The organism is Acinetobacter courvalinii (assembly GCF_014635545.1).
Lineage (GTDB): Bacteria > Pseudomonadota > Gammaproteobacteria > Pseudomonadales > Moraxellaceae > Acinetobacter > Acinetobacter courvalinii.
In genome coordinates, this window is the sequence record NZ_BMDA01000001.1 from 202,739 (window position 1) to 226,554 (window position 23,816).

Here is a 23,816-nt window from a genome sequence, read left to right on the forward strand (position 1 = left end):
TAGCAGAAGACAAGACCAGCGGTGAAAATGTCATTACCCGTACCACAGCAGATGGCATCAAGATTGAATTGTTGAAAGATGCGAAGTTCGACAGTATTACCACTGGCGACAGCGTACTCAACAACAATGGCTTAACCATCAAAGATGGTGCAAGCATCACTAAAGATGGCATCAATGCAGGTAATAAAGTCATTACCAATGTTGCTGACGGTGTAAATGGTAAAGATGCAGTTAATGTTGATCAGTTAACCAAAACCAAAGATGGTCTGGATAACAAGATTACTGATACCAACAACAAGTTAGACGACGCTAAAAAAGACTTGGGTAACCAGATCACGGATACCAATAACAAGTTAAATGACACTAAAGATCAGTTAACCAATCAGATTACTGATACCAAGACTGAGCTAAACAGCAAGATTGACAACACCAAGACCGAGTTGCAAAACAAGGGCTTGAACTTTGCCGGCAATGCGGGTAAAGACGTTCACCGTAACTTGGGTGACAAGCTCAACATCGTGGGTGGTGCTGATGCTGCAATAGCAGAAGACAAGACCAGCGGTGAAAATGTCATTACCCGTACAACGGCAGATGGTATCAAGATCGAATTGTTGAAAGATGCGAAGTTCGACAGCATCACCACTGGCGATAGCGTACTCAACAACAATGGTTTAACCATCAAAGATGGTGCAAGCATCACTAAAGACGGCATCAATGCAGGTAATAAAGTTATTACTAACGTTGCTGATGGTGTAAATGGTAAAGATGCAGTCAATGTTGATCAGTTAACCAAAACCAAAGATGGTCTGGATAACAAGATTACTGATACCAATAACAAGTTAAATGACACTAAAGATCAGTTAACCACTCAGATTACCGATACCAAAACTGAGTTAAATAACACGATCAATAACACCAAGACTGAGCTAAACAGCAAGATTGACAACACCAAGACCGAGTTGCAAAACAAGGGCTTGAACTTTGCTGGCAATGCAGGTGCAGACGTTCATCGTAACTTGGGTGACAAGCTCAACATCGTGGGTGGCGCTGATGCTGCAACAGCAGAAGACAAGACCAGCGGTGAAAACGTCATTACCCGTACGACAGCAGATGGAATCAAGATCGAATTGTTGAAAGATGCGAAGTTCGACAGCATCACCACTGGCGACAGCGTACTCAACAACAACGGTTTAACCATCAAAGATGGTGCAAGCATCACTAAAGACGGCATCAATGCAGGTAATAAAGTCATTACCAATGTTGCTGACGGTTCAATTGCCAATGGTTCTAAAGATGCCGTGAATGGCGGTCAGATCAAGCATATTTCTGACAGCATCAAGAACAGCATCGGTGGTAACACTACGGTTAATCCGGATGGCAGCATCACCACGAATAACATTGGTGGTACAGGTAAAAACAACATCAATGATGCGATCAGCAATGTGAAAGATGCTGCAACCAAAGCGAAAACCACAGTGACTGAAGGCGACAACATTGTTGTTAAAGAAACGACCAATAAAGATGGCAGTACCAACTATGAAGTATCGACCAAGAAAGACCTGACCTTAGGCAGCGTAACGACTGGCGACAGCGTATTGAACAACAATGGCTTGACCATTAAAGATGGCCCAAGCATCACTAAAGATGGCATTAATGCAGGTAATAAAGTCATTACCAACGTTGCTGACGGTTCAATTGCCAATGGTTCTAAAGATGCCGTGAATGGCGGTCAGATCAAGAATATTTCTGACAGCATCAAGAACAGCATCGGTGGTAACACCACGGTTAATCCGGACGGTAGCATCACCACGAATAACATTGGTGGTACAGGTAAAAACAACATCAATGATGCGATCAAGTCAGTCGATGACAAGGTGACTAATGGTGTAAATGACCTGACCAATAAAGGTCTCAACTTTGCTGGCAATGCGGGTAAAGATGTTCATCGTAAGTTGGGTGACAAGTTAAACATCGTGGGTGGTGCTGATGCAGCAACAGCAGAAGACAAGACCAGTGGTGAAAATGTCATTACCCGTACCACAGAAGATGGCATCAAAATCGAATTGTTGAAAGACGCGAAGTTCGACAGCATCACCACAGGTAATACCGTATTGAACAACAATGGCTTGGTAATTAAAGGTGGCCCAAGTATCACCATCAATGGTGTTGATGCTGGTGGTAAGAAAATTACCAATGTTGCTGACGGTGTCGATGCGAAAGATGCTGTAAATAAAGGCCAGCTGGACAAGCAAATCAATGATGTGAAAGACCAAATTGGTAAAGAGATTGGTGATTTGTCTGATAATGCTGTGAAGTATGACAAAGACAAAGATGGCAATGTTGATAAAAACTCAGTGACTTTAGGTGGTGGCGATAAGGGCACTAACTTGAAGAATGTTGCGGATGGTAAGGTTGAGCAAGGTTCTAAAGATGCGGTGAATGGCGGTCAATTGTGGGATGTCAAACAGAATGTTGATAAGAACACCAATGATATCCAGAACATCCAGAACAATATCAACAACATCAACAATGGTAAGTCTGGTCTTGTTCAGCAACAGGATCCGAAGGGCGAAATCACGGTTGGTAAAGACACTGGCGGTAACAGCATCAATATGGCAGGTAAAGATGGCGATCGTGTCATTAAGGGCGTCGATAATGGAACCATTGCAAAAGACTCTAAAGAGGCTGTGAATGGTGGTCAGATCCATAATATCTCTGACAGCATCAAGAACAGCATTGGTGGTAACACGACTATTGATCCAAAAGACGGTACGATCAAAACCAACAACATTGGTGGTACAGGTAAGGACAATATCCATGATGCGATTGGTACCCTGAACCAGTCAAATCAGGAATTGGGTAACCGTATTACGAACTTGGGTGATCAGTTACAGCAAGCGTTCTATGACACGAACCAGCGTATCGATAGCGTAGAGAAAAAAGCCAATGCGGGTATTGCAGCAGCAATGGCGCTGGAAGCAGCTCCATTTGTTGCAGGTAAATATACCTATGCTGCGGGCGCTGCTTATCACGGCGGTGAAAATGCAGTCGGCGTCACCTTGCGTAAAACCTCGGATAATGGTCGCTGGTCAATTACCGGTGGTGTTGCTGCAGCATCGCAAGGTGAGCCAAGCGTACGTATCGGTGTAAGTGGTGTCATTAACTAAGAAACTGGCGGGGAGAGCGCAGGCTCTCCTTACTCAACATATCAAGAGAGTTATGAAATGAAAAAAACGATTCAATGCTTGGCAGTAGCAGCTCTTGCCGGTTTCTCGGTAGCGACTTATGCAGATGAAGATACAGCGGTAGTTCAACAGGAAGAAATCAAGTTTCCTGCGGTTGAAAAAAGTTATTTAAAACAGGTAAAGCGTTATGAATATGATGACGTTGCCCGTTTAGATACAGGTTTAACCAAAGACCAGATCCGTCATTTATTGGGTAATCCTCAATTTAGCGAAGGCGTATTCTTGGTAAAAACCTGGAACTATGTTTTAGATATCCGCCAGCCAAATAGCCAAGACTATTTACGTTGCCAACTCCGCGTCGATTTTGACAAAAAATATTTGTCAGAAAGATTGTCATGGAAAGGTGAAGCCTGTGAGGGTTTAATGGCTTGGGGTGCAAATAATCAGGTGCCGAGCGATGCAAACGTAAATACGGCACGTTCTGGTAGCGTATTCTTTGCCTTTGACCGTTTCAATGCCAATGCAATTGAACAGGGTTCGGCTTCAGTATCAGCAATTGCACAACGTATTAAACAAAGCAATGCGACAGGCCCAATCCTTGTTTCTGGCTTTGCTGATCCATTGGGTAAATTTGCGTATAACCATCAATTATCAGCACAACGTGCCAATACAGTCGCGAAGTTGCTGGTAAATGAAGGTGTAGATGCAAACCGTATCCAGATTCAGGCAAATAGCCAGACAGACCTATATCAGCAATGTGCAGGCAGCAAAGCCAACGCTAAACTTGTGGGCTGTTTGGCACCAAACCGACGCGTTAACGTAAGCTGGTAAGCCAGTTCATCTTAAAAAAATGGCTGCTTTAATAGTGGCCATTTTTTATTTCTATATGAAATCAGTCAGCTAGATACCATCAAGCATTTTAAGTCAAACAGAATCAATTTTGCTTCTGATAAGGCAAAAAGTTAAATTTTTGTGAACTGTTAGACAAAATATACGGTTGTGCTTAATTAATGATCTAAAATGCACGGCGTGAAATAGCTGCTTGAAAAAGTCATTCACCGGGTATCGCTTACGAGGGGAAAAACATGTTTGAATCAAAAAATCTCATTGTTCTGGATCAAATGCTTGTCTTAAAAAAAGAAGGTAAACGTGATCTGGTTTATGAAAATGATACTTTGCTCAAGGTCAAAATGATTTCGAATCAGCATATCGTGGTTGAAGATGATGCTCAGACTAGCTTTTTATTAAAACCTCAGGATGAAAATGTGCTCTGGTCATTTATTTAATTTAAAAAGCCTTGGATAAGCTGCTGGTTTCAATGCGCTAAAGAGCAGCTTATTTACCATATTTTAGTTAAATCTACCGATTTATAAAAATATCCGATAAACGCGCAATTCCTGTTACAAGACCCCATCCTTGCATTGCCAAGCATCTTTTAGCGCTTAAATTTAAGTGTCTGATGTATGTTGACTCAATTGACATCGGCTAACTAAATACAGTCAATTCTATTTTTGTCTTTTCTCCTTAACTTGAATAAAACTGTTGGGAAATAGCTAAAAATGGATAGGACTATGCAAAATAATAAATTTATCAAATTTACAAAATCCTTTTTGATTCATTGTGCTTTGGCAAGTTCAATTATGCTGATGAATACAGCTTATGCAGCACCCGAAGGCAAACTGGACTTGACGCTTTCAACACATTCGCAGAATAAGATCAAACAGTTGCTCAATGATCAGAAAACCTGGCAACAGATTCCCAAGCAAGTCACTTTATGTGTGTTTTCACCTAATGGCGAGCATAGCGAAGCCTTTGAGCAGGCCACCAGTTATATCACTGAAATCCCGCGCATGGTTCGTGTTGCAAAACAGTTCGGCGTCAATATGAATGTGACCCGGCCTTCGCATTTACAATTTAAACTGGATTTTGATTATCCCAAATTAAAAAAACAGGCCTCAACCTTAGTCAATCTCAAGGTTTATACCAATGAAGCGGTGCTTACTGAGGATTTCCGTAGCAAGCGCTGTGATGGGGCAGGAATCAGTAACCTTCGTGCCAAACAATTTAATAAATTCGTCGGCAGTATTGATGCGATTGGTGCATTACAAACCTATAAGCAGCTCAGTTCTGTCATTCAGGTTTTGGCTAATCCAAAATTCGATGAAAAGATGGTCAATAAAGATTATGAAGTCGTGGGAATCGTTCCTTTAGGTGCCGCCTATATCATGGTGACCGATCGTAATATTAATACTTTGGCAAAAGCTGCGGGTAAAAAGGTTGCGGTATTCCAGTTTGATGAAACACAAAAGAAACTGGTACAGAATGTTGGCGCACAACCGGTTTCTGTCGATCTGGTGACGGTGGGCGGAAAGTTTAATAATAAAGAAGTCGATATCATGGCTGGACCAGCGATTTTATTTGAGCCATTGGAACTACAAAAAGGCATGACCGATAAATCAGGTAAAGCTGTTGGCGGTATTATTAAATTTCCTGTGATACAGGTGACAGGAACCTTGATTATGCAGCGCAATAAGTTTCCGGCAGGGATGGGATCGATTGCTCGTGAGGTGATTTCCAAACAGTTGAATCCAGCCTTTGAATTTGTCGATAAAATCGAAGCCAAGATTCCAGACAAGTTCTGGTTAAAGCTGAATGAAAGTGATAAGCCTGGCTATGTACGCTTGATGCGTGAAGCGCGGATTCAAATGACCAAAGAAGGTTTTTACGATAAAGATATGATGAAGTTGTTGAAGCAGGTACGTTGTTCACAAGAGCCAAGCAATTATGAATGTGCTTTGAAAGATGAGTAATAAACCATATCCAAAGAATTGATCATCTGGTTTGTAGGAATGATTTACTTTATTTAGATTGATATCTAGTAGGATAAATCATGGATTTAATTAATAAGATTAAACGTAAATTGCAGAAACAGAATATAAGCTTGAATAAACCAGCAACGTGGCAGGAAATTTTGGCTTTTGAATATAATCATCAAGTTAAATTATCACCAGTTTTAAGAGCTTACTTTTTAGAATTTAATGGTATAGCTGACCGAAATATGGATGATAATTATTTTACGTTCGTGTCGCTGGGTGAATTTCAATCGGTTGAAAGTATTTCAAGCTACTATGATAAAGATAAGTTTTTATATCCTAACTGTTTTGTATTTTCGGACTATCTAGTGTGGTGTTGGGGGTATGCAGTACTACTCGATCAGATTGGTTCGGATGGTGTTGTATATCATGTGGGAGGATCAACAAAAAGAAAAATTGCAGATTCATTCACAGCATTTTTACAACAATATTTAATCGATAGTAATGAATTATTATAAGAATATCTTTAACGCCTACTATATGCCTATGTTTGATAAATAGAGGAGAGAAAGAAAGGTTTTAGAGAAAAATGGTTCGATGTTAGTTATTATTTTTATATTAAAAATAATGCTCCAGAGGTGCCGCTGCATGGTCGTTACCCTGAACCCGATGAGTTCAAGGTGGAGGTGACGCGTACTTAATGGGTTTCCTACTCGAGGCAGGCATACACTCAAAATACACAGAACACATCCATAAATATAAGTATCGGCAGGGGACTAGACGTACTGGCGAACACCCTAGAGACAGTTTTAGTATAACTGATCTTTACGCGATGACAATCCTTGCAAGGCAGTTATCTGTAAAGATACTTACTAATTGATGGGGCTTTGTGCAATTTTACTCAACAGTTTGTTCGACATCTTCCAAAATGCTCTGGAGCAGACGTTCGCAATGGGCATATTCCTGTAAAGACTTATTCAGGCTAAACACTTCCTGCGCCATTTGCAGGGCCACCATGATCACCAGTTTGTTATGTTCTACACGTGGCGCATTGCGACGCATGTCATGAAACTTCTGATTCAGCAATTCAGCCGCACGTTCCAGCTCTTCACGTTTATCTTCAGTCGTGTTTAAACGGAAAGTCTGTTCAATCAAGCGAAGTTCGACAACAATGGATTCACTCATGATCAGGTCTCCTCGTGAGTTTCAGCATTTGGATGAGCAAGTTGCTGAATTTCTTGTGCATGTTGATCTTGGGCCGTACCTAAAATAGAAAGACGCTGGATAATGGCTTCCACTTTAGATTTTGCAAGTTCATTTTTTTGCAACAAGCGATCGCGATCCTGTTGTAAATCCTGAATTTCTTGTTGGCTATGACGTTGCTGTGCCTGTAATTTTTCTTTGTTGACACGCAAGTCATTACGCTCAGCCAGAATTTCCTGAAAGCGATTTTTTAAATCGGTGGTGCTTTTCTCTAAACGGCTATAACGTTCCGCTAAAGTTGTTGCATCTTGATTCAGTTGTTTAAATTGATCTTGTAACTGAGTCAGTTGTTCAGTTAAGTTATCAACTTCTTCCTGCTTTTGCGTGATGATGCTATTTTTCTGCACAACTTGTGCATGATGGTCAGTTTCAGCTAATTGTTTAGCTTCAGTGAGCGATGTATTTTCTCGCTCAAAGTGATGTAGGCGTGTTTTTAAAACACCAATATGCGCTTGTAGACGCTGTAATTGTTCTAACATAACGAAGGTCGCACAGAGTTGCAATCAAAGGTAATATATACAGCAGTATAGAGATTGGATAAACGAATGCAAGACGATATTTCAGGTTGGACGGAATGGAATGCCCATTTTGATGGGATTGAAGAAATTTCAAGTCCAAGTGAGTTACATGGTTTACTCACTGGTATAGTTTGTGTGACACAAGCGCCAACCGCAGATGAATGGTCACAAATCTTAAACACCCTTAATGTACCTGCTTTACAACCCCAAGCACTGGACAGTTTGACGGATGAAGCAGAGGATGTGGCGCATGCTTTATCTGATGATGAATTAGACTATTTGCCGATGCTCCCGGATGACAGTCATTTGCTGGTTGATCGTGTTCAGGCATTGGCTGACTGGTGTGCCGGAGTGGTGCTGGGTTTCGGTTTGGCTTCGGGTCATATTCGTGGCGAGGAGCAAGAGCTGATTGAACATTTACAAGATGTTGCAGCGGTTGAGTTTGAAGACTCAGACAATGATGAAGAAGGCGAAGAAAGCTATCAGGAATTGTATGAGTTTGTACGCCTGATTCCTGTGAGCTTGTCGATTGGTCGTAAAAAGATTGCTGTGGCTGAAAGTTCTTTGTTACAAAATTTTCATGCTAAAAGCAGAAATTCAGACAATCCTTCCGATCCGCAAACCGTGGTAGAAATGTTTACCCCACATCGTCCGAGTTAACTCGGGCGGTGCCTTAAACTTTTATAAATAAACATACTTACAATCATTCATCTTCATCAGAAGGACAATATGAAATTAAGTCAGGCTGATTTTAAACAACGTCGTGATCTTCTCGCTCAACATATCGGCAGCAATAGCATTGCAATTATTGCGACGCGGGCAGAAATGTATCGTAACCGCGATGCGGATTATAAATATCGTGCCGACAGTAGTTTTTATTATCTGACTGGATTTGCAGAGCCAGAAGCGGTTGCTGTGATCGAAACCTTTGAAGAAGGTGAGGAATATAGCTATAGCTTATTCTGTCGTGAACGCAATCGTGAAATGGAAATCTGGAATGGCTATCGTGCCGGAATTGATGGCGCGATTGAAATCTATGAAGCTGATGAAGCTTATGCAATTGATCTGCTTGATGAAGAAATCATCGACAAGTTATTAAATAAACAACGTCTTTACTATCGTATTGGGCAGAATGCTGAGTTTGATGCGCGTGTTAGCCAATGGATTCAGAAGACGGATGCACATCGTGGGGGTACTGCGCCCGCAGAAGTCGTACAGCTTGATCGTATTGTTGATGAAATGCGTTTAAAAAAATCAGCACAAGAAATTGAGTTGATGCAGATTGCATCGGATATCAGTGCAGAAGCGCATACCCGTGCCATGCAAACGGTTAAAGCTGAGATGATGGAATATGCACTCGAAGCGGAACTGAATTATATCTTTGGTCAAAATGGCTGTGTGCCAGCCTATAACAGTATTGTCGGTGGTGGTGAAAATGCCTGTATCTTGCACTACGTTGAGAATAATAAGCCGTTAAAAGATGGTGATCTAGTGCTGATCGATGCGGCCTGTGAATATGAGTTCTATGCATCGGACATTACCCGTACATTTCCGGTAAATGGTAAATTTAGCCCTGAACAAAAAGCGTTATATAACGTGGTGCTTGCAGCACAGCTGGCTGCGATTGATGCAACCCGTATCGGCAATCACTATAAATATCCGCATGAAGTGGCGGTAAAGATTTTAACCCAAGGGCTGGTTGATCTTGGTTTACTGCACGGTAATGTGGATGAGCTGGTTGAAAATGAGGCATTCCGTCAATTCTATATGCATGGTACAGGGCATTGGCTCGGTATGGATGTGCATGATGTCGGCGCTTATAAGAATGGCGAAGACTGGCGTGCTTATGAAGCCGGTATGGTGGTGACCGTTGAGCCAGGTTTGTATGTTGCGCCAGATGATGAAACGGTTGATGCAAAATGGCGTGGTATTGGTATTCGTATTGAAGATGATATTGTCGTGACAGAAAATGGTCCATTGGTTCTGACCAAAAATGTAGTTAAAACTGTTGAAGAGATTGAAAGCTTGATGGCGAGTCGCTAATCAGCCTAGTTGCAGAATTGAAGCCTTAGTTTTAATGAATGCCTCTTCATAATGTATGAAGAGGCAAACAAAAAATTATAATAATATTTACAAAAATAAGAGACTTATATGAAATTGTCGAGCTGTGTTTATCGAATAGTCACTGACATTTATTTGATTTTATTAATTTATGTATATTTAAAGGTTCATCATTATTACTTTTATCTGACACGGTGGGAGTGGCATGAAGATCGACAGATACTTTCCTTGCTGTTTATTTCTTTTATATTTTTTGTCAGTGTAACGGCATTGTTTATCTATACTATTTTTTATAACGTTGGGAAATATCGATCTATTGAGTGGGCTTTGTATTTTATTTATTTTTGTTTGATGAGTTCAGTTTTTATCGTCTATCTTCCAAGAAAATATATTTAATCTAGTGACTTCTATCTTCTTTCCTGCTGAAAGACCTACTAAGGTGAGAAGCCTGATTAAGATAGATGAGCGTGTTTCTTTCCTATCGATGCTCAAAACAACTTTTGAAGATATTTTAAAAACATAGGCCAAACAAAGTACAAATTCCCTTCCTGATTTAAGTTAGAGTAAGATAGGCTAGGGTCTGTTGATATTTCACCTTACGAGCTAAAGCTCTCATTGCGACAGTGGACATTTTTTAGGTGATACAAGGCATGGCTTATGTAATTTAGTCATTCTAAATAAATAAGTCATAACGCCGTAGCGTCAAAAAATGTCCCTGTCCTTGCGCTGTGATCAAAGCAATGCTTTGCTCTTGCTCAGGTTGTGGCTAAAACTTCCTTAAACTTTGTTATGAAACTTGACAAGGGAGTTCGCCATTGCCTACGTTTCATGCCTCGTTTAAGTTGTTTTAGCCTACAACGCAACCATAGATGAAATATCAACAGACCCTTAACATCAAGTCATGAAAAACTGATAAGGAATAATATTATGCAGCAACAAGTCATCATTGTCGGTGGAGGTATGGTTGGACTCAGCCTTGCTTTAATGTTGGCAAAATCTAATATCGCGGTAAAGCTATTAGAAGCTGTGAAATATCCGAATTATGACGATGAAAATGTTGCCCCTTATCATTCCAGTTTTGATGCGCGTAATACCGCTTTGTCACGTCGTAGCGTACAGATTTACCAAAAGTTAGGTTTATGGGAAGCTTTACAACAACATGCCACCCCAATTCTGCAAGTGCATATTACCGAGCAGGGCAGTTTTGGTAAGGCACGCCTCGTTGCTGAACAAGAAAAAGTAGAAAGCTTTGGACAAGTGATTGAAAACGCATGGTTAGGTCGTGTATTACTGACCCAAGTACGTCAGCAGCCGTTGATTGAGCTGATTGACGGGGTGCAAGTAACCTCACTCACGCAAAATGAAGATGAGGTTCACATCGAAGCGATGCGCAATGGTGAATATATTCATTCCTTGAAATCCAAGTTGGTGATTGCAGCAGATGGTCGTGATTCTTTCTGTCGACAAGCCATCGGTGTCGGTGTAGATGAGCATGATTATGACCAGGTCGCGATTGTCACGACCGTACAAACCTCTAAACCGCATCAGCATGTTGGTTTTGAACGTTTTAGCGCCTTAGGGCCATTGGCATTGTTGCCTTTACCGGGGGAATATCGTCGTTCGGTGGTATGGCCGGTGAAGAAAGGCACAGAAGCAGAATGGTTAGGTGAGGAAAATGATCAGCACTTCCTCGATGCGTTGCAGCAAACTTATGGTGATCGTGCGGGTAAATTTGAAAAAACCGGCAAGCGGTTTAGTTATCCATTGTCACAAGTGTTGGCGCATAAGCAGGCTGTTGGACGTGTGGTGCTGATGGGGAATGCTGCACATACCATTCACCCAGTAGCAGGACAAGGGTTTAACCTGTGCTTGCGTGATGCCGATGTACTGGTTCGTTTCCTGATGGAGCAACTGGCGAAGTCTGATGATATTGGCGCGCCTGAAAATTTACTGGCCTATGAGCAATCCCGTTTAAAGGATCAGCAACGTGTGATCAAATTCTGTGATTCGGTGGTGCGTGGTTTTAGTAATCAGAATCCAATCCTTAAATTATTACGTAATACTGGGCTGATTGCTTTTGATGTGATTCCGGGGGTTAAGCCTTTGGTTGCCAATTATGCGATGGGGCTAAAAGCATGAGTGAACTGTTAGATGTGGTCATCGTTGGTGGTGGACTGGTAGGTGGCCTAAGCGCTTTATTGTTGGCCCAAGGTGGGGTACAGGCCACAGTGCTGGATGCTGCACCTGTGCTTGATCAGGACAAGACTTTAGCGGTCATGAATCCGCGTGTATTGGCACTTAGCCAAGCGACGATTCACTTACTCAAAACGGTTGATGTATGGAATGATCTGGCACGACAAATGCCTTATTCAGGCATGCAGGTCTGGAATAAAAATGGCTATGGTGAAATCAATTTTGGCCATGCTTCTGAGCAGCCACCACACTCAGATCAAGCATTGGGTTCAATGGTCGAGCCGAGTGTCCTCAATGTTGCCATTCAACAAAAGATGTTGCAGCAGCTTAAAGACTACCGTACCCAGGTCAAAGTCATTCGGATTGAACAGATTCCCCAAGGCTGGTCGATTCAGCTGGCGGATGGTACGACCTTAAAAACCAAATTACTGATTGGTGCAGATGGCGCAAACTCTTTTGTCCGTGAGCAAGCCTATATCGATCTAGATGTACTGGATTACAAACAGGCTGCCATCAGTTGTGCGATTAAAACTACACAACCGAATCAGTATGTGGCTCGCCAGATTTTCTTGCCAACAGGCCCATTGGCTTATTTACCGATGGCCAGTCTGGATGCACAGGACAATGGTTACTGGCAATCGATCGTCTGGACATTGCCCGATGACTATGCCGATGAATATTCGGCACTCAATGATCAAGAGTTTATGCAATTGCTGACTCAGGAAAGCCTGCAAATGCTGGGTGAGGTGGTTGAGGTGCGTTCCAGAGCGCAATTTCCACTCAAGGCACGTGCTGCACAGCGCTATATTAAATCGGGGCTGGCATTGATTGGTGATGCAGCACATGTGATTCATCCTTTGGCGGGACAAGGCGTGAATATTGGTTGTCTGGATGCCGCGGTGCTTTGTGATGTGTTACTGCATGATTTAAAACGTGGTGCATGGGCCAATGAACAGACCTTGTTGCGTTACGAGCATAAGCGTAAAGGTCAGAATGATGCCATGATGCATAGCATGTCTGCGATTGGTTGGCTGGAAAGTTCGGAGTTGTTTCCTTTGGTCTGGGCGCGAAATTTTGGCTTAAAACAGGTCGAACAATTTGACGGGTTTAAGGATCGTTTCATGCAACAGGCCAACGGATTAGGTGTGTTAAAAGACACCCGTTACGCTTGCTAAAAAAGAGTAGATATTTTTTAAACAATCATTTATAAATCAGAGTGAATTTGGTCGCAAAAAATACGATTTTAGCAATATTGTACTTTGCGAAATGAAAAGAGCTTGCTAAATTTCATCAAGTTCTGATGACCAAATAGCGATGATGAGAAGTTTAGTCATTGTGGGGAGATTAATATGACGGAAATGAATGATTACGACGACAACACAGAAGATTCTGCTGTAGACGATGATGAGGCGAAAGCAGCAGAAACTGGTGCAGATAGCGAAGAATCGAGCGCCAATGATGCCGATCTTGCCGAGGCTGAAACCTTAACGGTAACGGCAAAGCAGAAACAGCGCCAAGCTTTAGAAGATGAAGTTGCTGCGTTTCTTGCACGTGGTGGACGCATTACCGAAGTTCCACCCGATGAACATCAAGATTAAGTCGAATAAAGACTGCAAAAAAGCATCACGATTGTGGTGCTTTTTTGTGCTGGTGGGATTCGTGTTCGCACTCCAGTGGCTGATGGAGTTCTTTTAAAATTCCACATTGTTCAATGGTACGATGTTGTGAGCATTGCTGTTTTAAATGGGTTAGATCCTGTTTGAGATGTTCCAGATTTTTAATTTTCTGGGAAACCTCAGCCAGATATTGATCAATCAGATGATCGACTTCCATGCAGGTTTGATTGGGGTTCTCTGACATATCCTTGAGCTTTTGGATATCCTGTAAGGTAATGCCCAGTTCACGGCAATGCTTGAGAAACAGAAGTTCGGAGAGCATCTGTTCAGAATAATGCCGATAATTGCCTGCCGTGCGTTTGGCTTTCTCAAGCAGCCCAATTTTTTCATAATAACGGATGGTATCTACTGATACGCCCGTCTTTTTTGCCAGTTGCCCAATGGTAAGATTTATCATGCTTGACTCTGGAGTTACTCTAGGGTTTTAAATCACTATAAAAGATTAAGTGAGAAAAGTCATGGCAGGATGTGGTTGCAATACAACATGTTCCCCAACACAAAAGATTAGCCCCAAGTTTCGCAAAGCGTTGTGGATTGCATTAGTACTCAATGCATTGATGTTCTTTGTCGAGATTATTGGTGGTTCGCATGCACGCTCGGTTTCTTTATGGGCCGATGCGCTAGATTTTGCTGGTGATGCAGCAAACTATGCCATCTCTCTAGCCGTACTCTCTATGAGCTTGTATTGGCGCGCGACCGCAGCTTTAGTGAAAGGGATGACCATGGCGGCCTTTGGTATTTTTGTAATTGTGAAAGTGTTCTGGTCATGGTGGCTGGGAATCACCCCTGAGCCGATGCTCATGGGTGCAATCGGTGTACTGGCATTGACCGTGAATGTGGTTTCAGCCTTGATGCTTTACGCATTCCGTGATGGTGATGCCAATATGCGTTCAGTGTGGCTATGCAGTCGGAATGATGCAATTGCCAATATTGCGATTATTATCGCCGCTGTCGGCGTTTTTGGCACAGGAACCATGTTCCCTGATTTATTGGTCGCTTTTGTGATTGCTTATCTCGGTGTGTCTTCGGGTCTAAGCGTGATTAAACAGGCCAGAGCAGAGAGGAAAATGGATCAAGCTCACCTCATTACCAAGGCTTAAAACACAGTGTTGGTATTTCATGTTTAACGGATAAAGGGGAGATTTTTTGTAATCTCCCGCTTATGTTTTATTGATCGTGTTGGGTGAGTTCCAACGCACGCTGATAAGCCACTTTCTTTTTAATACCGGTCAAATCAGCAGCCAGTTGTGATGCCGCTTTGACGGATAAGTCCTGTAATAAGCGCTTTAATAACTCATCCAGTTTATCCTGTTCCATATCTTTTTCGGCAGAAGCACCGCCGACCACCACCACGATTTCACCTTTTTGCTGGTTGTGATCATTTTCAATCAAGGTGACCAGTTGTTTTAAGGTCATTTTCTTGATGGTTTCAAATGTCTTGGTAATTTCACGGGCAAAACCGACAGGACGATCTTCACCAAAGACCTGAACCATATCCTGAATACAGGCCAGAATACGGTGTGGTGCTTCATAGAAAATCAGGGTCTGGGTTTCATCTTTGAGCTTTTCCAGCTGGCTAATCCGTTGCGACGCTTTCGATGGCAAGAAACCTTCAAAACTAAAACGGTCACTGGGTAAACCCACCGCACTTAATGCAGCAATCGCAGCACAGGCACCGGGCACAGGAATCACGCGAATGCCGTGCTCTTGTGCAGCACGCACCAGTTTAAAACCAGGGTCGCTAATCAGGGGCGTTCCAGCATCACTAATTAAGGCAACACTTTCACCATTTAACATTTTTTGGAGAAGTTGATCAATTTTGTTACTTTCGTTGTGATCATGACACGCGGTTAGTGGAGTTGAGATATTATAGTGTTTGAATAATTGAGCAGATTGACGAGTGTCTTCTGCGGCAACCACCGAAACGGATTTTAATATATCAATTGCACGAAAGGTCATGTCATCTAAGTGCCCAATCGGGGTTGCTACAACAAATAATTGAGCACTCATAAAAGGTAACTCCCTCATGTATTACAAAAAATATTGGCTGCTACTCAGTTTGGCAGCAATTGTGAGTCCGGTTTATGCGGACGTACTGGTGATTCTACCCGAATCTGGTGCGATGGCGCGAGCCGGTCAGAACATCAAACGCGGTTTCTTGAGTGCTTATACAGCATCTGGTAGCAAAGAAAAAATCATTTTTGTAGATTCCGCCAAAAATAACATCGATACCATTTTCAAAAAGCGGATTAATAACAAGACCCGTTTGATTGTTGGACCATTGGCCCGACCTGATATTGAAAATGTGATGCAGCGTAATCCGGCGATTCCGGTGCTAGCCTTGAATGATGTGAATACTCAGGCGACCAATGTCTGGCAGTTTAGTCTGGCTAAACAGCATGATGCACTGGCACTGAATCAACTGTTGAAAAAAGATAAAATCAAAAAGCTACTGGTGCTACGTCAGGCAGGAACCGAGTCGGCAACAGAACTGTTTATGATGGCGTTGATGTCCGAGTTTGGTTCAGATATTCATGTCGTGAATGAACTGCCGAAAAAACTGGCACGTAAAGAAGGGCTATTATTGCTCGGAGACCAGCAATGGCTAGAACAACTTGGCCCACTGCCGGAAAAGAATATTTATGCCACAGCGCTAAGTATAGAGCAGGATAAACCGATTCCTACAGGATTAAGTTTCTGTGATACACCGGCCTTATATAATGGGCAGTGGGCCGATGTCATCAAGGCTTATAAAGAGCAGCCTGAAAATATGGCGTTCCAGCGCTTACTGGCTTTTGGTGGCGATGCCTGGAGCATCAGTCAGCAATTCCTAAACAGTCCGGACCGGAAATTTAATTTTGAGGGCCGTACTGGGGCAATTGAGGTGAAGGACGGTAAAATTTACCGACAGCCGTATTGTTATCAACAACAGAAAAATGGCATTCAGGTGTTGAAGTAGACGGTCCATCCATGCAATCGTCATGTCAGGATCTAGGGCAATGGGCTGAACAGACAGCACTTGCCTTGCTCCAATCCCATCACTATGAGTGTGTCGCGCGAAATTATCATTCACGTTATGGTGAAATTGACCTAATTGTACAGCGCCAGCATGAATTGGTCTTTGTCGAAGTCAAAGCCAGATCGGCGGGGAGTTATGCTGCAGCCTGTGAGGTGATTTCCCCAGCTCAACAACAAAAAATTATTAAAACCGCTCAGTTGTTTTTACAGAAATATCCTAAATATTATGACTTTGACTGTCGTTTTGATGTGATTTGTTTTGATTTTCCACGGAAATTTGCAAAAACAGTACAACCAGATTTTTCAAAATTGCAGTATGATCAGCAATGGATTGAACATGCGTTTACTTTAGATGGGTGAATGCACGAGTCTGAAGCTGAATATTGAAATTGAACAAATGTGTTTGTAGTTAGGGAGTCTTGCCAAGTGTTAAAACGTTTAACGATTACGTTGCTTTGCGCTGCAAGTTTATCGGGATGTGCGAGTTTTATTTCTGGGGGTACGGGAACGTCACCAGTCGGAACAAATAGTGGTGAGCGTAGTCTGGGGCAGATTTTTATTGATTCTTCAATCAAGCGTACTGCAAATATCAATTTATATAAATTAGATCACCGTTTTAAACAGTCACGTATCAACATTGAAAGTTTTCACAGCAATGTTTTATTGACAGGACAGGTTCCTGATCCGTATTTAAAACAGTTGGCTGAAGACAACTTGCGCTCAATGACAGATGTTAAAGCAGTACACAACTATATTACGGTGGGCGACAAAGTCGGCTATAACACCATCATGCAAGATGCGACGGTGACTGCAAATACTCGTGGCCTGTTAATGAAAGCGCCAGTAGTGTCGGATAGCAAAGTACTGGTACATACCGAAAATGGTGTGCTGTATGTGATGGGACGTTTAAATACAGCTGAATCACGAGATTTGGATGATGTCTTACAAAAAGTTGGAAATGTGACTAAAATTGTGACGCTCATTGACAATGTGGACCAGCCTTCAGGTACTGTCGCCAGTTCAACAGCAGCAACACCAATGGTGGATACTGCGACGACACAGCCTTTAGTTGAGACACCTGTTGCAATTGATCCAGATCAGGCGGACCCTGCGACCATTACTCCAACTAATCCTTAATTTATGAAGCAACTCATCCAACAAGTACAAGAAAATGTCATCAAGGCGAAAACATTCTATCAGGAGTTTCGCCTTTATGATTTTGCCAGTTATTCGATTAATTATCTAACCCCGAAAGATACGTTTGAAAAACACGAGCATTTGGCCTATGGGCTCAAGTCAAGACAGCGGCTGGATTTGTATCGGACCAAAACCCCGAAAAAGCAAAGACCACTGATTGTTTTTGTGCATGGTGGCTCGTGGCAGCATGGCAATAAGCGTGATTATTTATTTGTTGGAGAAAGTTTTGCCAGAGAGGGCTATGATGTTGCGGTGATCAATTATCATCTTGCTCCGGCTCATATCTTTCCCACCTTTATCGATGACATTGCGCAAGCAATTCACTACCTGAGCCAGAATCAGGACAAGCTCAATATTTCTACCGATAATATCATTTTGATGGGGCATTCGGCGGGCGCTTTTAATGTGATGTCTGTGGTGTATTCTGCTTACTCACAAAACTTTAAATATAAAGACAAGATCCGTGCCATTGTCGGCATGGCTGGTCCTTATCATTTCGACTATAAGGGCGATCCGCTGGCAGAGCATGCTTTTGACCAGAAAGTCTCCTATCAGCAAGTCATGCCTTATTACTTTATTGAGCCGAACCAGATTAAACATTATTTATTGATGGCCGAACAGGATCAACTGGTGGCGAAGGAAAATAGCTTTGATCTGGATAAGGCGCTAAGAGCGAAGGGGAATCATAGTCATATCGCCGTGATTCCAAAGACAGGTCATATCACGATAGTGGCGACGCTGGCGAGCTTAATGAGCCATTATTTCAAGACCAAGCGGACTATCCTGCATTTTCTGGATGAGGCATTGGAGCCTTAAAACAGGACTCATCTGATCAATCCACAGCATATTCAAGGCAGATTACTGAAACTCGGTGATCTGCCTTTATTTTTTGTGTGATTGCATGGCATCCAGAATGAGATGAATCCCTGTGTGTGGATCAATGTTCAGCGCTGTGCAGTACCAGACATATTCCACCACATCCAGCCGCCGTTCTCCTTGCTCCACTTTTTGTACATATGAATGTGGCTTAGCCATGCGTGAGGCCAGTTCACGCATGGTCAATTGTTGCATTGTGCGCTGCTGTTTAAGCCAGTGGCACAAAATGTTCATTTCATCGGTATGAATACTACTTGTCATTGTACCTATTTATGGTAAATTAACTCAATTACCCAAAATAGGTACAAAACTAATGTCGGGTTGGGCATAAAAAAATCTGAAGTTGCGACATAGATCAATAAAAATTTACACAGATTGAGGGGGATTGAATGTTAGGCAGTCACTATAAAAAACCGCCATTACCGCGAGTTTTCTTGGATGAAAAAGGGAGCGCGAGAACAGGAGCAATGGTATGGCGGACATGAATTACAACAATGATATACAACATTGGGCTCAAGCATTGCTAAAAGAGAAGTCTTCCCCAAACCTGTTGTCTTTAGCGCCGCAACCACTTGATCCTGAGATATTTCCCCCAGAAGTAGTGTCTGCAACATTGGCAAATCTATTTCATTATTTGATCCGTAATGAAAAAGGGCAATGTGAAGCTAGACTAGTGCCAGTCATTCAATGCCTGTTTAAGCATTATCCTGATGCACAGCAGAAGCTGGTTCAACGGATACTTCAGTCAAGTTCCAGCATGCGATTGCAACATATTGGCCCGCAATTATTGAGTATTTCACATCTACTCGATCAGCAAACGCATTGCTGGTTAATTCAGCAGACCCTGAGTCTGATGTTTTTCCGGCAATGGTCAGATGAACAGGTGCGTGATGTGCTGAAGCATTTATCAGAAGCATTACAGATTGATTCAGCGCACATGCAGCGGATTATTGCCGGAATGAAGGACATCCATTGATTAGGCTATGTGTATGGACTAGAACCTGATCAAAGCCATTAGGTCTCGGTTTTACTGTCGATCATTTGCATGATCATGTTATGCGCAATACTGCCTTTGAATGGAATTTCTGGCAGCTGATCAAATTTAAAGAATTGTGCATCACTGATTTCTTCAAGCTGCAGCTGGATATCACCCGATTCATATTCCGCATGAAAGGCAATCATCAGGTTGCTTGGAAATGGCCAAGGCTGGCTCGACATATAGCGAATATTTTTCAGTTTCAGACCGACCTCTTCAAAAGCCTCACGTTGTACGGCTTCTTCCAAGGTTTCGCCGACTTCAACAAAGCCTGCGATCAGTCCATACATATTGCTTTTATTGTGCGCTGATTTAGCCAGCAGCACTTCATTGTCACCTTTGGTGATAATCGTGATGATACAGGGCTGAACACGTGGATATTGATGATAAGCGCAAGCAGGACAGACCATGGCATATTCTTTAGCATGCACTTCGGTTGCATGACCACAGTGGCTACAGAACTTGTGGTTACGTCGCCACTCCAGTAATTGCACGGCGCGGCTGGCTTGCAAAAAATCACTGCTTGACCAGCTTTGAATGAGTTCCCGAATTGGAATCAGTTGATAGCCTTCTGGAATGGCTTCATCTTCCAGAAGATCACGTGCGATGACTTGATCATTCTGGTGGATGGGTAGGTCACTTGCCAACTTTTCAACCTGAGGCAGTTGAAAGTTTTCGTCTACTAAAAGTTTCTGGTGTTGAAAAATATAAGCAAGTGATAGTTGAGTCATTATGCGGCTTTAGATTGTAATTGCTGACTGTTTGATAATGCCACATCAAACATAGATTGCAAGACGGGTTGCTTGTTCTTCAAGTTATCCACCAGTAAATCCAGGCCGGCAACAACATTTAAAACACAATTAATTTCGTCCGCAGAGAAGGCCTGATGTTGATCCAGACGATGCTGGGCAAATTGTGCAGCTCCGATTAAGGCATTTTGTTGCGCCGAACTTCCAAGGAACAGGGCAGCACCCGCAAGCTCTTTCAAATAGCCTGGCAAAGCTTCCAGACTATGGGAGGCCGGGTCTTGAACATACAAGCTTAACGTTTGTGTCAAGGTTTCCACCAGTGTTTTGGTTTCAGTCAATAAGGCCTGATGCGCTTCATCCAAACGGTCCAGCGAGATCTGCATATTGTTGACGCGTAACTGTAAACGGCTTGAGGTGTAATTCCGTTCCAGAATCCCAATCGAGTTCATCGATGCCAGAATGCTGTTCATGAGCTGCTGTACTGAAGTTGCATCGGTCAAGGTATTTGGCAAACTCAGTTTTTCCGCCTGCTGGGTTAATTCTCTTGCGGCTTCGTTGAGATTCAATACCTTGAAAACATTGCAAAGCTGCGTCAGCTTTTGCTGAATTTCCTGCGTCTTTTCAGGCGACATATTCTGATGGTTGTATTCAATTTCATTACGGATTTGCACCATCTCATTGGTCATTAACTGGCTAATGGTATGTACCGTTTCATAGTCAGGACCGTATAAATGGCGGCTCAGCACCTGAAGCTGGGTATCGCTGAGTAACTCATCACCAATATTCAACTGTTCGCGAATATGTTCAGAAATCTCATCTTCCTGACTGATACAGATACATAAAATATCGGCCAGATCAGCAATGCTATTTTTGAAAGCATGGGGTTGTGCCAGAAATTGACCGATATTGGTTTCGATCTGGATGAGGGTGCGTAAACGTGCTTCGGTAATCGAAAGCTCATCAATATGACCTAAGCCAACATTGACCAGTTGCCAGTACTGCTGGCTAGGTTGGCCCGATGCTAAACCAGCAAGATAAACGCCCACTAATTTAATGCCTTGCAGGTCAAGCGCTGTTTCAGATTGTTTGATCAGTTTGTTCAGGCAAAGCTTATATAACTGATGAATATATTGCGATTGCTCCAGCGTAGGTGCCTGCGGCAAATTAAAACTTGGAGTAATCAATTCTAGCAATGGCTGAACGGTCTGACCTTCTTTGGTAAGCGGTCTACCTAATGCTTTTTCCAGACGATTGAGTGTGTCCAGCAAGAACTGTGGCACTTTCACTTCGCGCAGGCAGATAAACTCAATATAACGCTTCAACATGGTGGTGCCTTCACTGAGGGCAACCACATCACTGGTCTGAACCTGTTGCGGTTGGGCCATGATTTTACGCATCAGCTCAGCAGAATATTGAGTAATTTGTGATAAGTGAGGCATATCAATCAGAGCAAGTACTTGAGTACATTGTTCAAACTGGTTGAGTGCATCATCAATCCCGAAGGGTAAGGCTTGTTCTTCGGCAAGGGTATTGACGGCTGTTTCTACCAATTTAATCGAATTATCGATCTCATTTTTTATTATTAATAATGCCGTTGGGTCGAAGTGAATCGAGGTTTGGTAAGACATATGACCTACACCTTTCCTGAGTTGTTATATCCATGGGCCTTCTGAAAAAGAAGGCCTGATTCTTTAAGAGTTAATATAACGTAAGTTTTAAAACTTGAAATACAAAAAGTTACATTGAGCAGTAAATTTATTTTGCGAAAAGGCAAGGCTCTCCATGTTTTTGCTCGAATTGTTTGACCCAGGTCTCATGTTCATTTAACTCATGTTCAGAAGGCTCGATCACAGGTAAATCGACTTCTACGCGTTGACGGGTGGTTTTATTCTGATTTTGTTCGGTCTGGGACAGGGCATCCATATCAAAAGAGACCTGCCCCCCGGTCATGGCAAGGTACACATCTGCCAGAATCTCAGCATCGAGTAACGCACCGTGGAAAGTACGATCGCGTGCCGGAATTTCGTAACGGCGTACCAATGCATCCAGAGAGTTCTTTTGTCCAGGATGCTTGTTTTTGGCCATTGCCAAGGTATCGGTGACGTCGCAGACTTCTGAAAGTGCAGGTAATCCCGTGCGTTTGAACTCCATATCCAGGAAGTTCATATCGAAGGTGGCGTTATGCGCAATAATTTCAGCGCCCTTCAGGTAAGCAAATAGAACGTCGGCAATTTCGGCGTACTTCGGCTTGTCTTTTAAAAAGTCATCGCTGATACCGTGGACATTTTCAGAGTCACCAACCGGTTTTTCCGGATTGATATAAATATGAATCGAGCTACCGGTCAGTTTACGGTTGATCATCTCAATCGCACCGACCTCGATAATCCGGTCGCCATCCTGAAAGTAAAAACCGGTGGTCTCGGTATCCAGAATCAGTTGACGGGGGCCTTGCAGCTTTAATTTTGCTTCAGTGACAACAATCTGTGGATGTTGACTGGAAACCGGTGCCGAGGACGTCTCTTCTGAAGTTTCAATTTCATCTGCAACATCATCTTCGGTGTCTTCGATCATCTCAACATCATCCGCTTCTGCATCCATATCCAAGCCAAAAGGATCATTTAAGAGCCAGTCAGCTTCAGGCTTTTTTGTATCAGCGTTAGCCTGCGTTGCATTTTTTAATTGTTGAGCCGTCTGTTCTGCGCCTAAATTTGCCAGCTGATCTGCCATTTCATTGCCTTCATGGCCGGCATGTCCCTTGATCCAGTTCCACTCGATGTTTCGATTGGCACAGACAGCATCCAGTTTTTGCCATAAATCAGGATTTTTAACATCTTTCCAGTTTTTCTTTTTCCAGCCATGAATCCACTCGGTGATGCCTTGTTTGACATAGTTGGAATCTGTCCAGATAATCAGATGCGCATCTACCGGGCAAAAGGAAACGCCTTCAATTGCCGCTTGCAGTTCCATGCGGTTATTGGTTGTTAACGCTTCACCGCCACAAAGCTTGTGTTCGCCTTGTTCGGTAATGACATACGCACCCCAACCACCGAGACCTGGGTTTCCTTTGCATGCGCCATCAACATAAAGCGTGATTGTTTGTGACATATCTGAACCTGAACAATAAAATAAGCAGCGTGAAAAATCTGAGTTTTAGAATCCGAAAATGAAAGCTAATCTTCAATTGCGGATTAAGCAAATGAACCAGAACCCAGATTTTTACTTGAGTTCAGA

General features: G+C 42.7%; 24 protein-coding genes and 1 other RNA gene. 16 read left to right on the forward strand and 9 right to left on the reverse strand.

Annotated elements, in window-relative coordinates; translation table 11 throughout:
- The 5 genes from IEV39_RS18420 to IEV39_RS00865 form a co-directional block, all read left to right on the forward strand.
- Positions 1 to 3,167: YadA-like family protein (locus IEV39_RS18420; protein ID WP_227554493.1), on the forward strand; the 3,167-nt coding region annotated here is incomplete at its 5' end.
- Between the two features lie 57 nt (positions 3,168 to 3,224).
- Positions 3,225 to 4,016: a trimeric autotransporter adhesin/peptidogylcan-associated protein TpgA gene (tpgA, locus tag IEV39_RS00850; protein WP_005231708.1), complete on the forward strand. Its 792-nt coding sequence runs from the start codon at positions 3,225 to 3,227 to the stop codon at positions 4,014 to 4,016.
- A gap of 254 nt (positions 4,017 to 4,270) precedes the next feature.
- On the forward strand, positions 4,271 to 4,471 hold the full coding sequence (locus IEV39_RS00855) for a hypothetical protein (protein ID WP_005231707.1): 201 nt from the start codon (positions 4,271 to 4,273) through the stop codon (positions 4,469 to 4,471).
- Between the two features lie 285 nt (positions 4,472 to 4,756).
- The gene (locus IEV39_RS00860; RefSeq protein WP_005288057.1) at positions 4,757 to 5,995 is read left to right on the forward strand and encodes a putative solute-binding protein; all 1,239 of its coding nucleotides are present in this window, start codon (positions 4,757 to 4,759) and stop codon (positions 5,993 to 5,995) included.
- Between the two features lie 80 nt (positions 5,996 to 6,075).
- Positions 6,076 to 6,516, forward strand: a complete 441-nt coding sequence (locus IEV39_RS00865) for an SMI1/KNR4 family protein (protein WP_005288053.1) — start codon at positions 6,076 to 6,078, stop codon at positions 6,514 to 6,516.
- A 107-nt stretch (positions 6,517 to 6,623) separates the two neighbouring features.
- On the opposite strand, the gene ssrS is transcribed toward IEV39_RS00865, so the two are convergent.
- The 3 genes from ssrS to IEV39_RS00880 form a co-directional block, all read right to left on the reverse strand.
- A non-coding RNA gene (gene ssrS, locus IEV39_RS00870) (6S RNA) lies at positions 6,624 to 6,805 on the reverse strand.
- Between the two features lie 90 nt (positions 6,806 to 6,895).
- Entirely contained in the window at positions 6,896 to 7,183 is a 288-nt protein-coding gene (locus IEV39_RS00875) for a cell division protein ZapA (protein WP_005288050.1), read from the reverse strand.
- A gap of 2 nt (positions 7,184 to 7,185) precedes the next feature.
- Complete coding sequence (locus IEV39_RS00880; protein ID WP_004773773.1) at positions 7,186 to 7,740, reverse strand: hypothetical protein; 555 nt, start codon at positions 7,738 to 7,740, stop codon at positions 7,186 to 7,188.
- 66 nt (positions 7,741 to 7,806) lie between these two features.
- On the opposite strand from IEV39_RS00880, the gene IEV39_RS00885 reads away from it, so the two are divergent.
- The 5 genes from IEV39_RS00885 (at position 7,807) to IEV39_RS00905 (ending at position 13,631) form a co-directional block, all read left to right on the forward strand.
- Positions 7,807 to 8,439, forward strand: a complete 633-nt coding sequence (locus IEV39_RS00885) for a UPF0149 family protein (RefSeq protein WP_005231702.1) — start codon at positions 7,807 to 7,809, stop codon at positions 8,437 to 8,439.
- A gap of 69 nt (positions 8,440 to 8,508) precedes the next feature.
- Positions 8,509 to 9,822 carry an aminopeptidase P N-terminal domain-containing protein gene (locus IEV39_RS00890; protein WP_005288046.1) on the forward strand — a complete coding sequence of 438 codons (1,314 nt, stop codon included), beginning with the start codon at positions 8,509 to 8,511 and terminating at the stop codon, positions 9,820 to 9,822.
- A 945-nt stretch (positions 9,823 to 10,767) separates the two neighbouring features.
- Entirely contained in the window at positions 10,768 to 11,979 is a 1,212-nt protein-coding gene (gene ubiH / locus IEV39_RS00895; RefSeq protein WP_005288039.1) for a 2-octaprenyl-6-methoxyphenyl hydroxylase, read from the forward strand.
- Positions 11,976 to 13,208 carry an FAD-dependent monooxygenase gene (locus tag IEV39_RS00900; RefSeq protein ID WP_005288036.1) on the forward strand — a complete coding sequence of 411 codons (1,233 nt, stop codon included), beginning with the start codon at positions 11,976 to 11,978 and terminating at the stop codon, positions 13,206 to 13,208. The genes ubiH and IEV39_RS00900 overlap by 4 nt, the downstream gene beginning before the upstream one ends.
- 174 nt (positions 13,209 to 13,382) lie before the next feature.
- Entirely contained in the window at positions 13,383 to 13,631 is a 249-nt protein-coding gene (locus IEV39_RS00905) for a hypothetical protein (protein WP_005231697.1), read from the forward strand.
- Positions 13,632 to 13,656: 25 nt separating this feature from the next.
- Here IEV39_RS00905 and IEV39_RS00910 read toward each other — a convergent pair whose 3' ends face one another.
- Positions 13,657 to 14,106, reverse strand: coding sequence for a MerR family transcriptional regulator (locus IEV39_RS00910; RefSeq protein ID WP_005288033.1), 450 nt, complete (start codon positions 14,104 to 14,106; stop codon positions 13,657 to 13,659).
- Between the two features lie 61 nt (positions 14,107 to 14,167).
- Here IEV39_RS00910 and IEV39_RS00915 point away from each other — a divergent pair, with 61 nt between their 5' ends.
- Complete coding sequence (locus tag IEV39_RS00915) at positions 14,168 to 14,809, forward strand: cation efflux transmembrane domain-containing protein (protein ID WP_005288031.1); 642 nt, start codon at positions 14,168 to 14,170, stop codon at positions 14,807 to 14,809.
- 67 nt (positions 14,810 to 14,876) lie between these two features.
- Here IEV39_RS00915 and rsmI read toward each other — a convergent pair whose 3' ends face one another.
- Positions 14,877 to 15,719 carry a 16S rRNA (cytidine(1402)-2'-O)-methyltransferase gene (gene rsmI, locus IEV39_RS00920; RefSeq protein ID WP_005288028.1) on the reverse strand — a complete coding sequence of 281 codons (843 nt, stop codon included), beginning with the start codon at positions 15,717 to 15,719 and terminating at the stop codon, positions 14,877 to 14,879.
- Between the two features lie 16 nt (positions 15,720 to 15,735).
- On the opposite strand from rsmI, the gene IEV39_RS00925 reads away from it, so the two are divergent.
- The 4 genes from IEV39_RS00925 (at position 15,736) to IEV39_RS00940 (ending at position 18,740) form a co-directional block, all read left to right on the forward strand.
- Positions 15,736 to 16,668 carry a penicillin-binding protein activator gene (locus IEV39_RS00925; protein ID WP_005288025.1) on the forward strand — a complete coding sequence of 311 codons (933 nt, stop codon included), beginning with the start codon at positions 15,736 to 15,738 and terminating at the stop codon, positions 16,666 to 16,668.
- Positions 16,669 to 16,679: 11 nt separating this feature from the next.
- Positions 16,680 to 17,087: a YraN family protein gene (locus IEV39_RS00930; RefSeq protein WP_005288022.1), complete on the forward strand. Its 408-nt coding sequence runs from the start codon at positions 16,680 to 16,682 to the stop codon at positions 17,085 to 17,087.
- Between the two features lie 66 nt (positions 17,088 to 17,153).
- Positions 17,154 to 17,864, forward strand: a complete 711-nt coding sequence (locus IEV39_RS00935; RefSeq protein WP_005288019.1) for a BON domain-containing protein — start codon at positions 17,154 to 17,156, stop codon at positions 17,862 to 17,864.
- Positions 17,865 to 17,867: 3 nt separating this feature from the next.
- A complete protein-coding gene (locus IEV39_RS00940; protein ID WP_005288016.1) occupies positions 17,868 to 18,740 on the forward strand; it encodes an alpha/beta hydrolase in 873 nt (290 codons plus the stop codon).
- Between the two features lie 66 nt (positions 18,741 to 18,806).
- Here the strand turns inward: IEV39_RS00940 and IEV39_RS00945 are convergent, their stop codons facing one another.
- A complete protein-coding gene (locus IEV39_RS00945) occupies positions 18,807 to 19,061 on the reverse strand; it encodes a helix-turn-helix domain-containing protein (protein ID WP_005288014.1) in 255 nt (84 codons plus the stop codon).
- Between the two features lie 211 nt (positions 19,062 to 19,272).
- On the opposite strand from IEV39_RS00945, the gene IEV39_RS00950 reads away from it, so the two are divergent.
- On the forward strand, positions 19,273 to 19,776 hold the full coding sequence (locus IEV39_RS00950) for a hypothetical protein (RefSeq protein ID WP_005288011.1): 504 nt from the start codon (positions 19,273 to 19,275) through the stop codon (positions 19,774 to 19,776).
- A gap of 38 nt (positions 19,777 to 19,814) precedes the next feature.
- Here IEV39_RS00950 and nudC read toward each other — a convergent pair whose 3' ends face one another.
- The 3 genes from nudC to dnaQ all read right to left on the reverse strand — a co-directional run bounded on the left by nudC (position 19,815) and on the right by dnaQ (position 23,690).
- On the reverse strand, positions 19,815 to 20,567 hold the full coding sequence (gene nudC, locus IEV39_RS00955) for an NAD(+) diphosphatase (RefSeq protein WP_005288008.1): 753 nt from the start codon (positions 20,565 to 20,567) through the stop codon (positions 19,815 to 19,817).
- Positions 20,567 to 22,213 carry a hypothetical protein gene (locus IEV39_RS00960; protein ID WP_005288005.1) on the reverse strand — a complete coding sequence of 549 codons (1,647 nt, stop codon included), beginning with the start codon at positions 22,211 to 22,213 and terminating at the stop codon, positions 20,567 to 20,569. Before IEV39_RS00960 ends, nudC begins: the two co-directional genes overlap by 1 nt.
- Positions 22,214 to 22,340: 127 nt before the next feature.
- On the reverse strand, positions 22,341 to 23,690 hold the full coding sequence (dnaQ, locus tag IEV39_RS00965) for a DNA polymerase III subunit epsilon (RefSeq protein WP_005288002.1): 1,350 nt from the start codon (positions 23,688 to 23,690) through the stop codon (positions 22,341 to 22,343).
- Positions 23,691 to 23,816 lie beyond the last annotated feature (126 nt).

Coding starts and splice junctions, on each gene's coding strand:
- nudC (WP_005288008.1), bottom strand. CDS start 20,567: ATGACTCAACTATCACTTGCTTATATTTTTCAACACCAGAAACTTTTA.
- ubiH (WP_005288039.1), top strand. CDS start 10,768: ATGCAGCAACAAGTCATCATTGTCGGTGGAGGTATGGTTGGACTCAGC.
- tpgA (WP_005231708.1), top strand. CDS start 3,225: ATGAAAAAAACGATTCAATGCTTGGCAGTAGCAGCTCTTGCCGGTTTC.
- IEV39_RS00910 (WP_005288033.1), bottom strand. CDS start 14,106: ATGATAAATCTTACCATTGGGCAACTGGCAAAAAAGACGGGCGTATCA.
- IEV39_RS00945 (WP_005288014.1), bottom strand. CDS start 19,061: ATGACAAGTAGTATTCATACCGATGAAATGAACATTTTGTGCCACTGG.
- IEV39_RS00930 (WP_005288022.1), top strand. CDS start 16,680: ATGCAATCGTCATGTCAGGATCTAGGGCAATGGGCTGAACAGACAGCA.
- IEV39_RS00905 (WP_005231697.1), top strand. CDS start 13,383: ATGACGGAAATGAATGATTACGACGACAACACAGAAGATTCTGCTGTA.
- IEV39_RS00880 (WP_004773773.1), bottom strand. CDS start 7,740: ATGTTAGAACAATTACAGCGTCTACAAGCGCATATTGGTGTTTTAAAA.
- rsmI (WP_005288028.1), bottom strand. CDS start 15,719: ATGAGTGCTCAATTATTTGTTGTAGCAACCCCGATTGGGCACTTAGAT.
- IEV39_RS00890 (WP_005288046.1), top strand. CDS start 8,509: ATGAAATTAAGTCAGGCTGATTTTAAACAACGTCGTGATCTTCTCGCT.
- IEV39_RS00865 (WP_005288053.1), top strand. CDS start 6,076: ATGGATTTAATTAATAAGATTAAACGTAAATTGCAGAAACAGAATATA.
- IEV39_RS00950 (WP_005288011.1), top strand. CDS start 19,273: ATGGCGGACATGAATTACAACAATGATATACAACATTGGGCTCAAGCA.
- IEV39_RS00915 (WP_005288031.1), top strand. CDS start 14,168: ATGGCAGGATGTGGTTGCAATACAACATGTTCCCCAACACAAAAGATT.
- IEV39_RS00900 (WP_005288036.1), top strand. CDS start 11,976: ATGAGTGAACTGTTAGATGTGGTCATCGTTGGTGGTGGACTGGTAGGT.
- IEV39_RS00860 (WP_005288057.1), top strand. CDS start 4,757: ATGCAAAATAATAAATTTATCAAATTTACAAAATCCTTTTTGATTCAT.
- IEV39_RS00885 (WP_005231702.1), top strand. CDS start 7,807: ATGCAAGACGATATTTCAGGTTGGACGGAATGGAATGCCCATTTTGAT.
- IEV39_RS00960 (WP_005288005.1), bottom strand. CDS start 22,213: ATGTCTTACCAAACCTCGATTCACTTCGACCCAACGGCATTATTAATA.
- IEV39_RS00875 (WP_005288050.1), bottom strand. CDS start 7,183: ATGAGTGAATCCATTGTTGTCGAACTTCGCTTGATTGAACAGACTTTC.
- dnaQ (WP_005288002.1), bottom strand. CDS start 23,690: ATGTCACAAACAATCACGCTTTATGTTGATGGCGCATGCAAAGGAAAC.
- IEV39_RS00855 (WP_005231707.1), top strand. CDS start 4,271: ATGTTTGAATCAAAAAATCTCATTGTTCTGGATCAAATGCTTGTCTTA.
- IEV39_RS00925 (WP_005288025.1), top strand. CDS start 15,736: ATGTATTACAAAAAATATTGGCTGCTACTCAGTTTGGCAGCAATTGTG.
- IEV39_RS00940 (WP_005288016.1), top strand. CDS start 17,868: ATGAAGCAACTCATCCAACAAGTACAAGAAAATGTCATCAAGGCGAAA.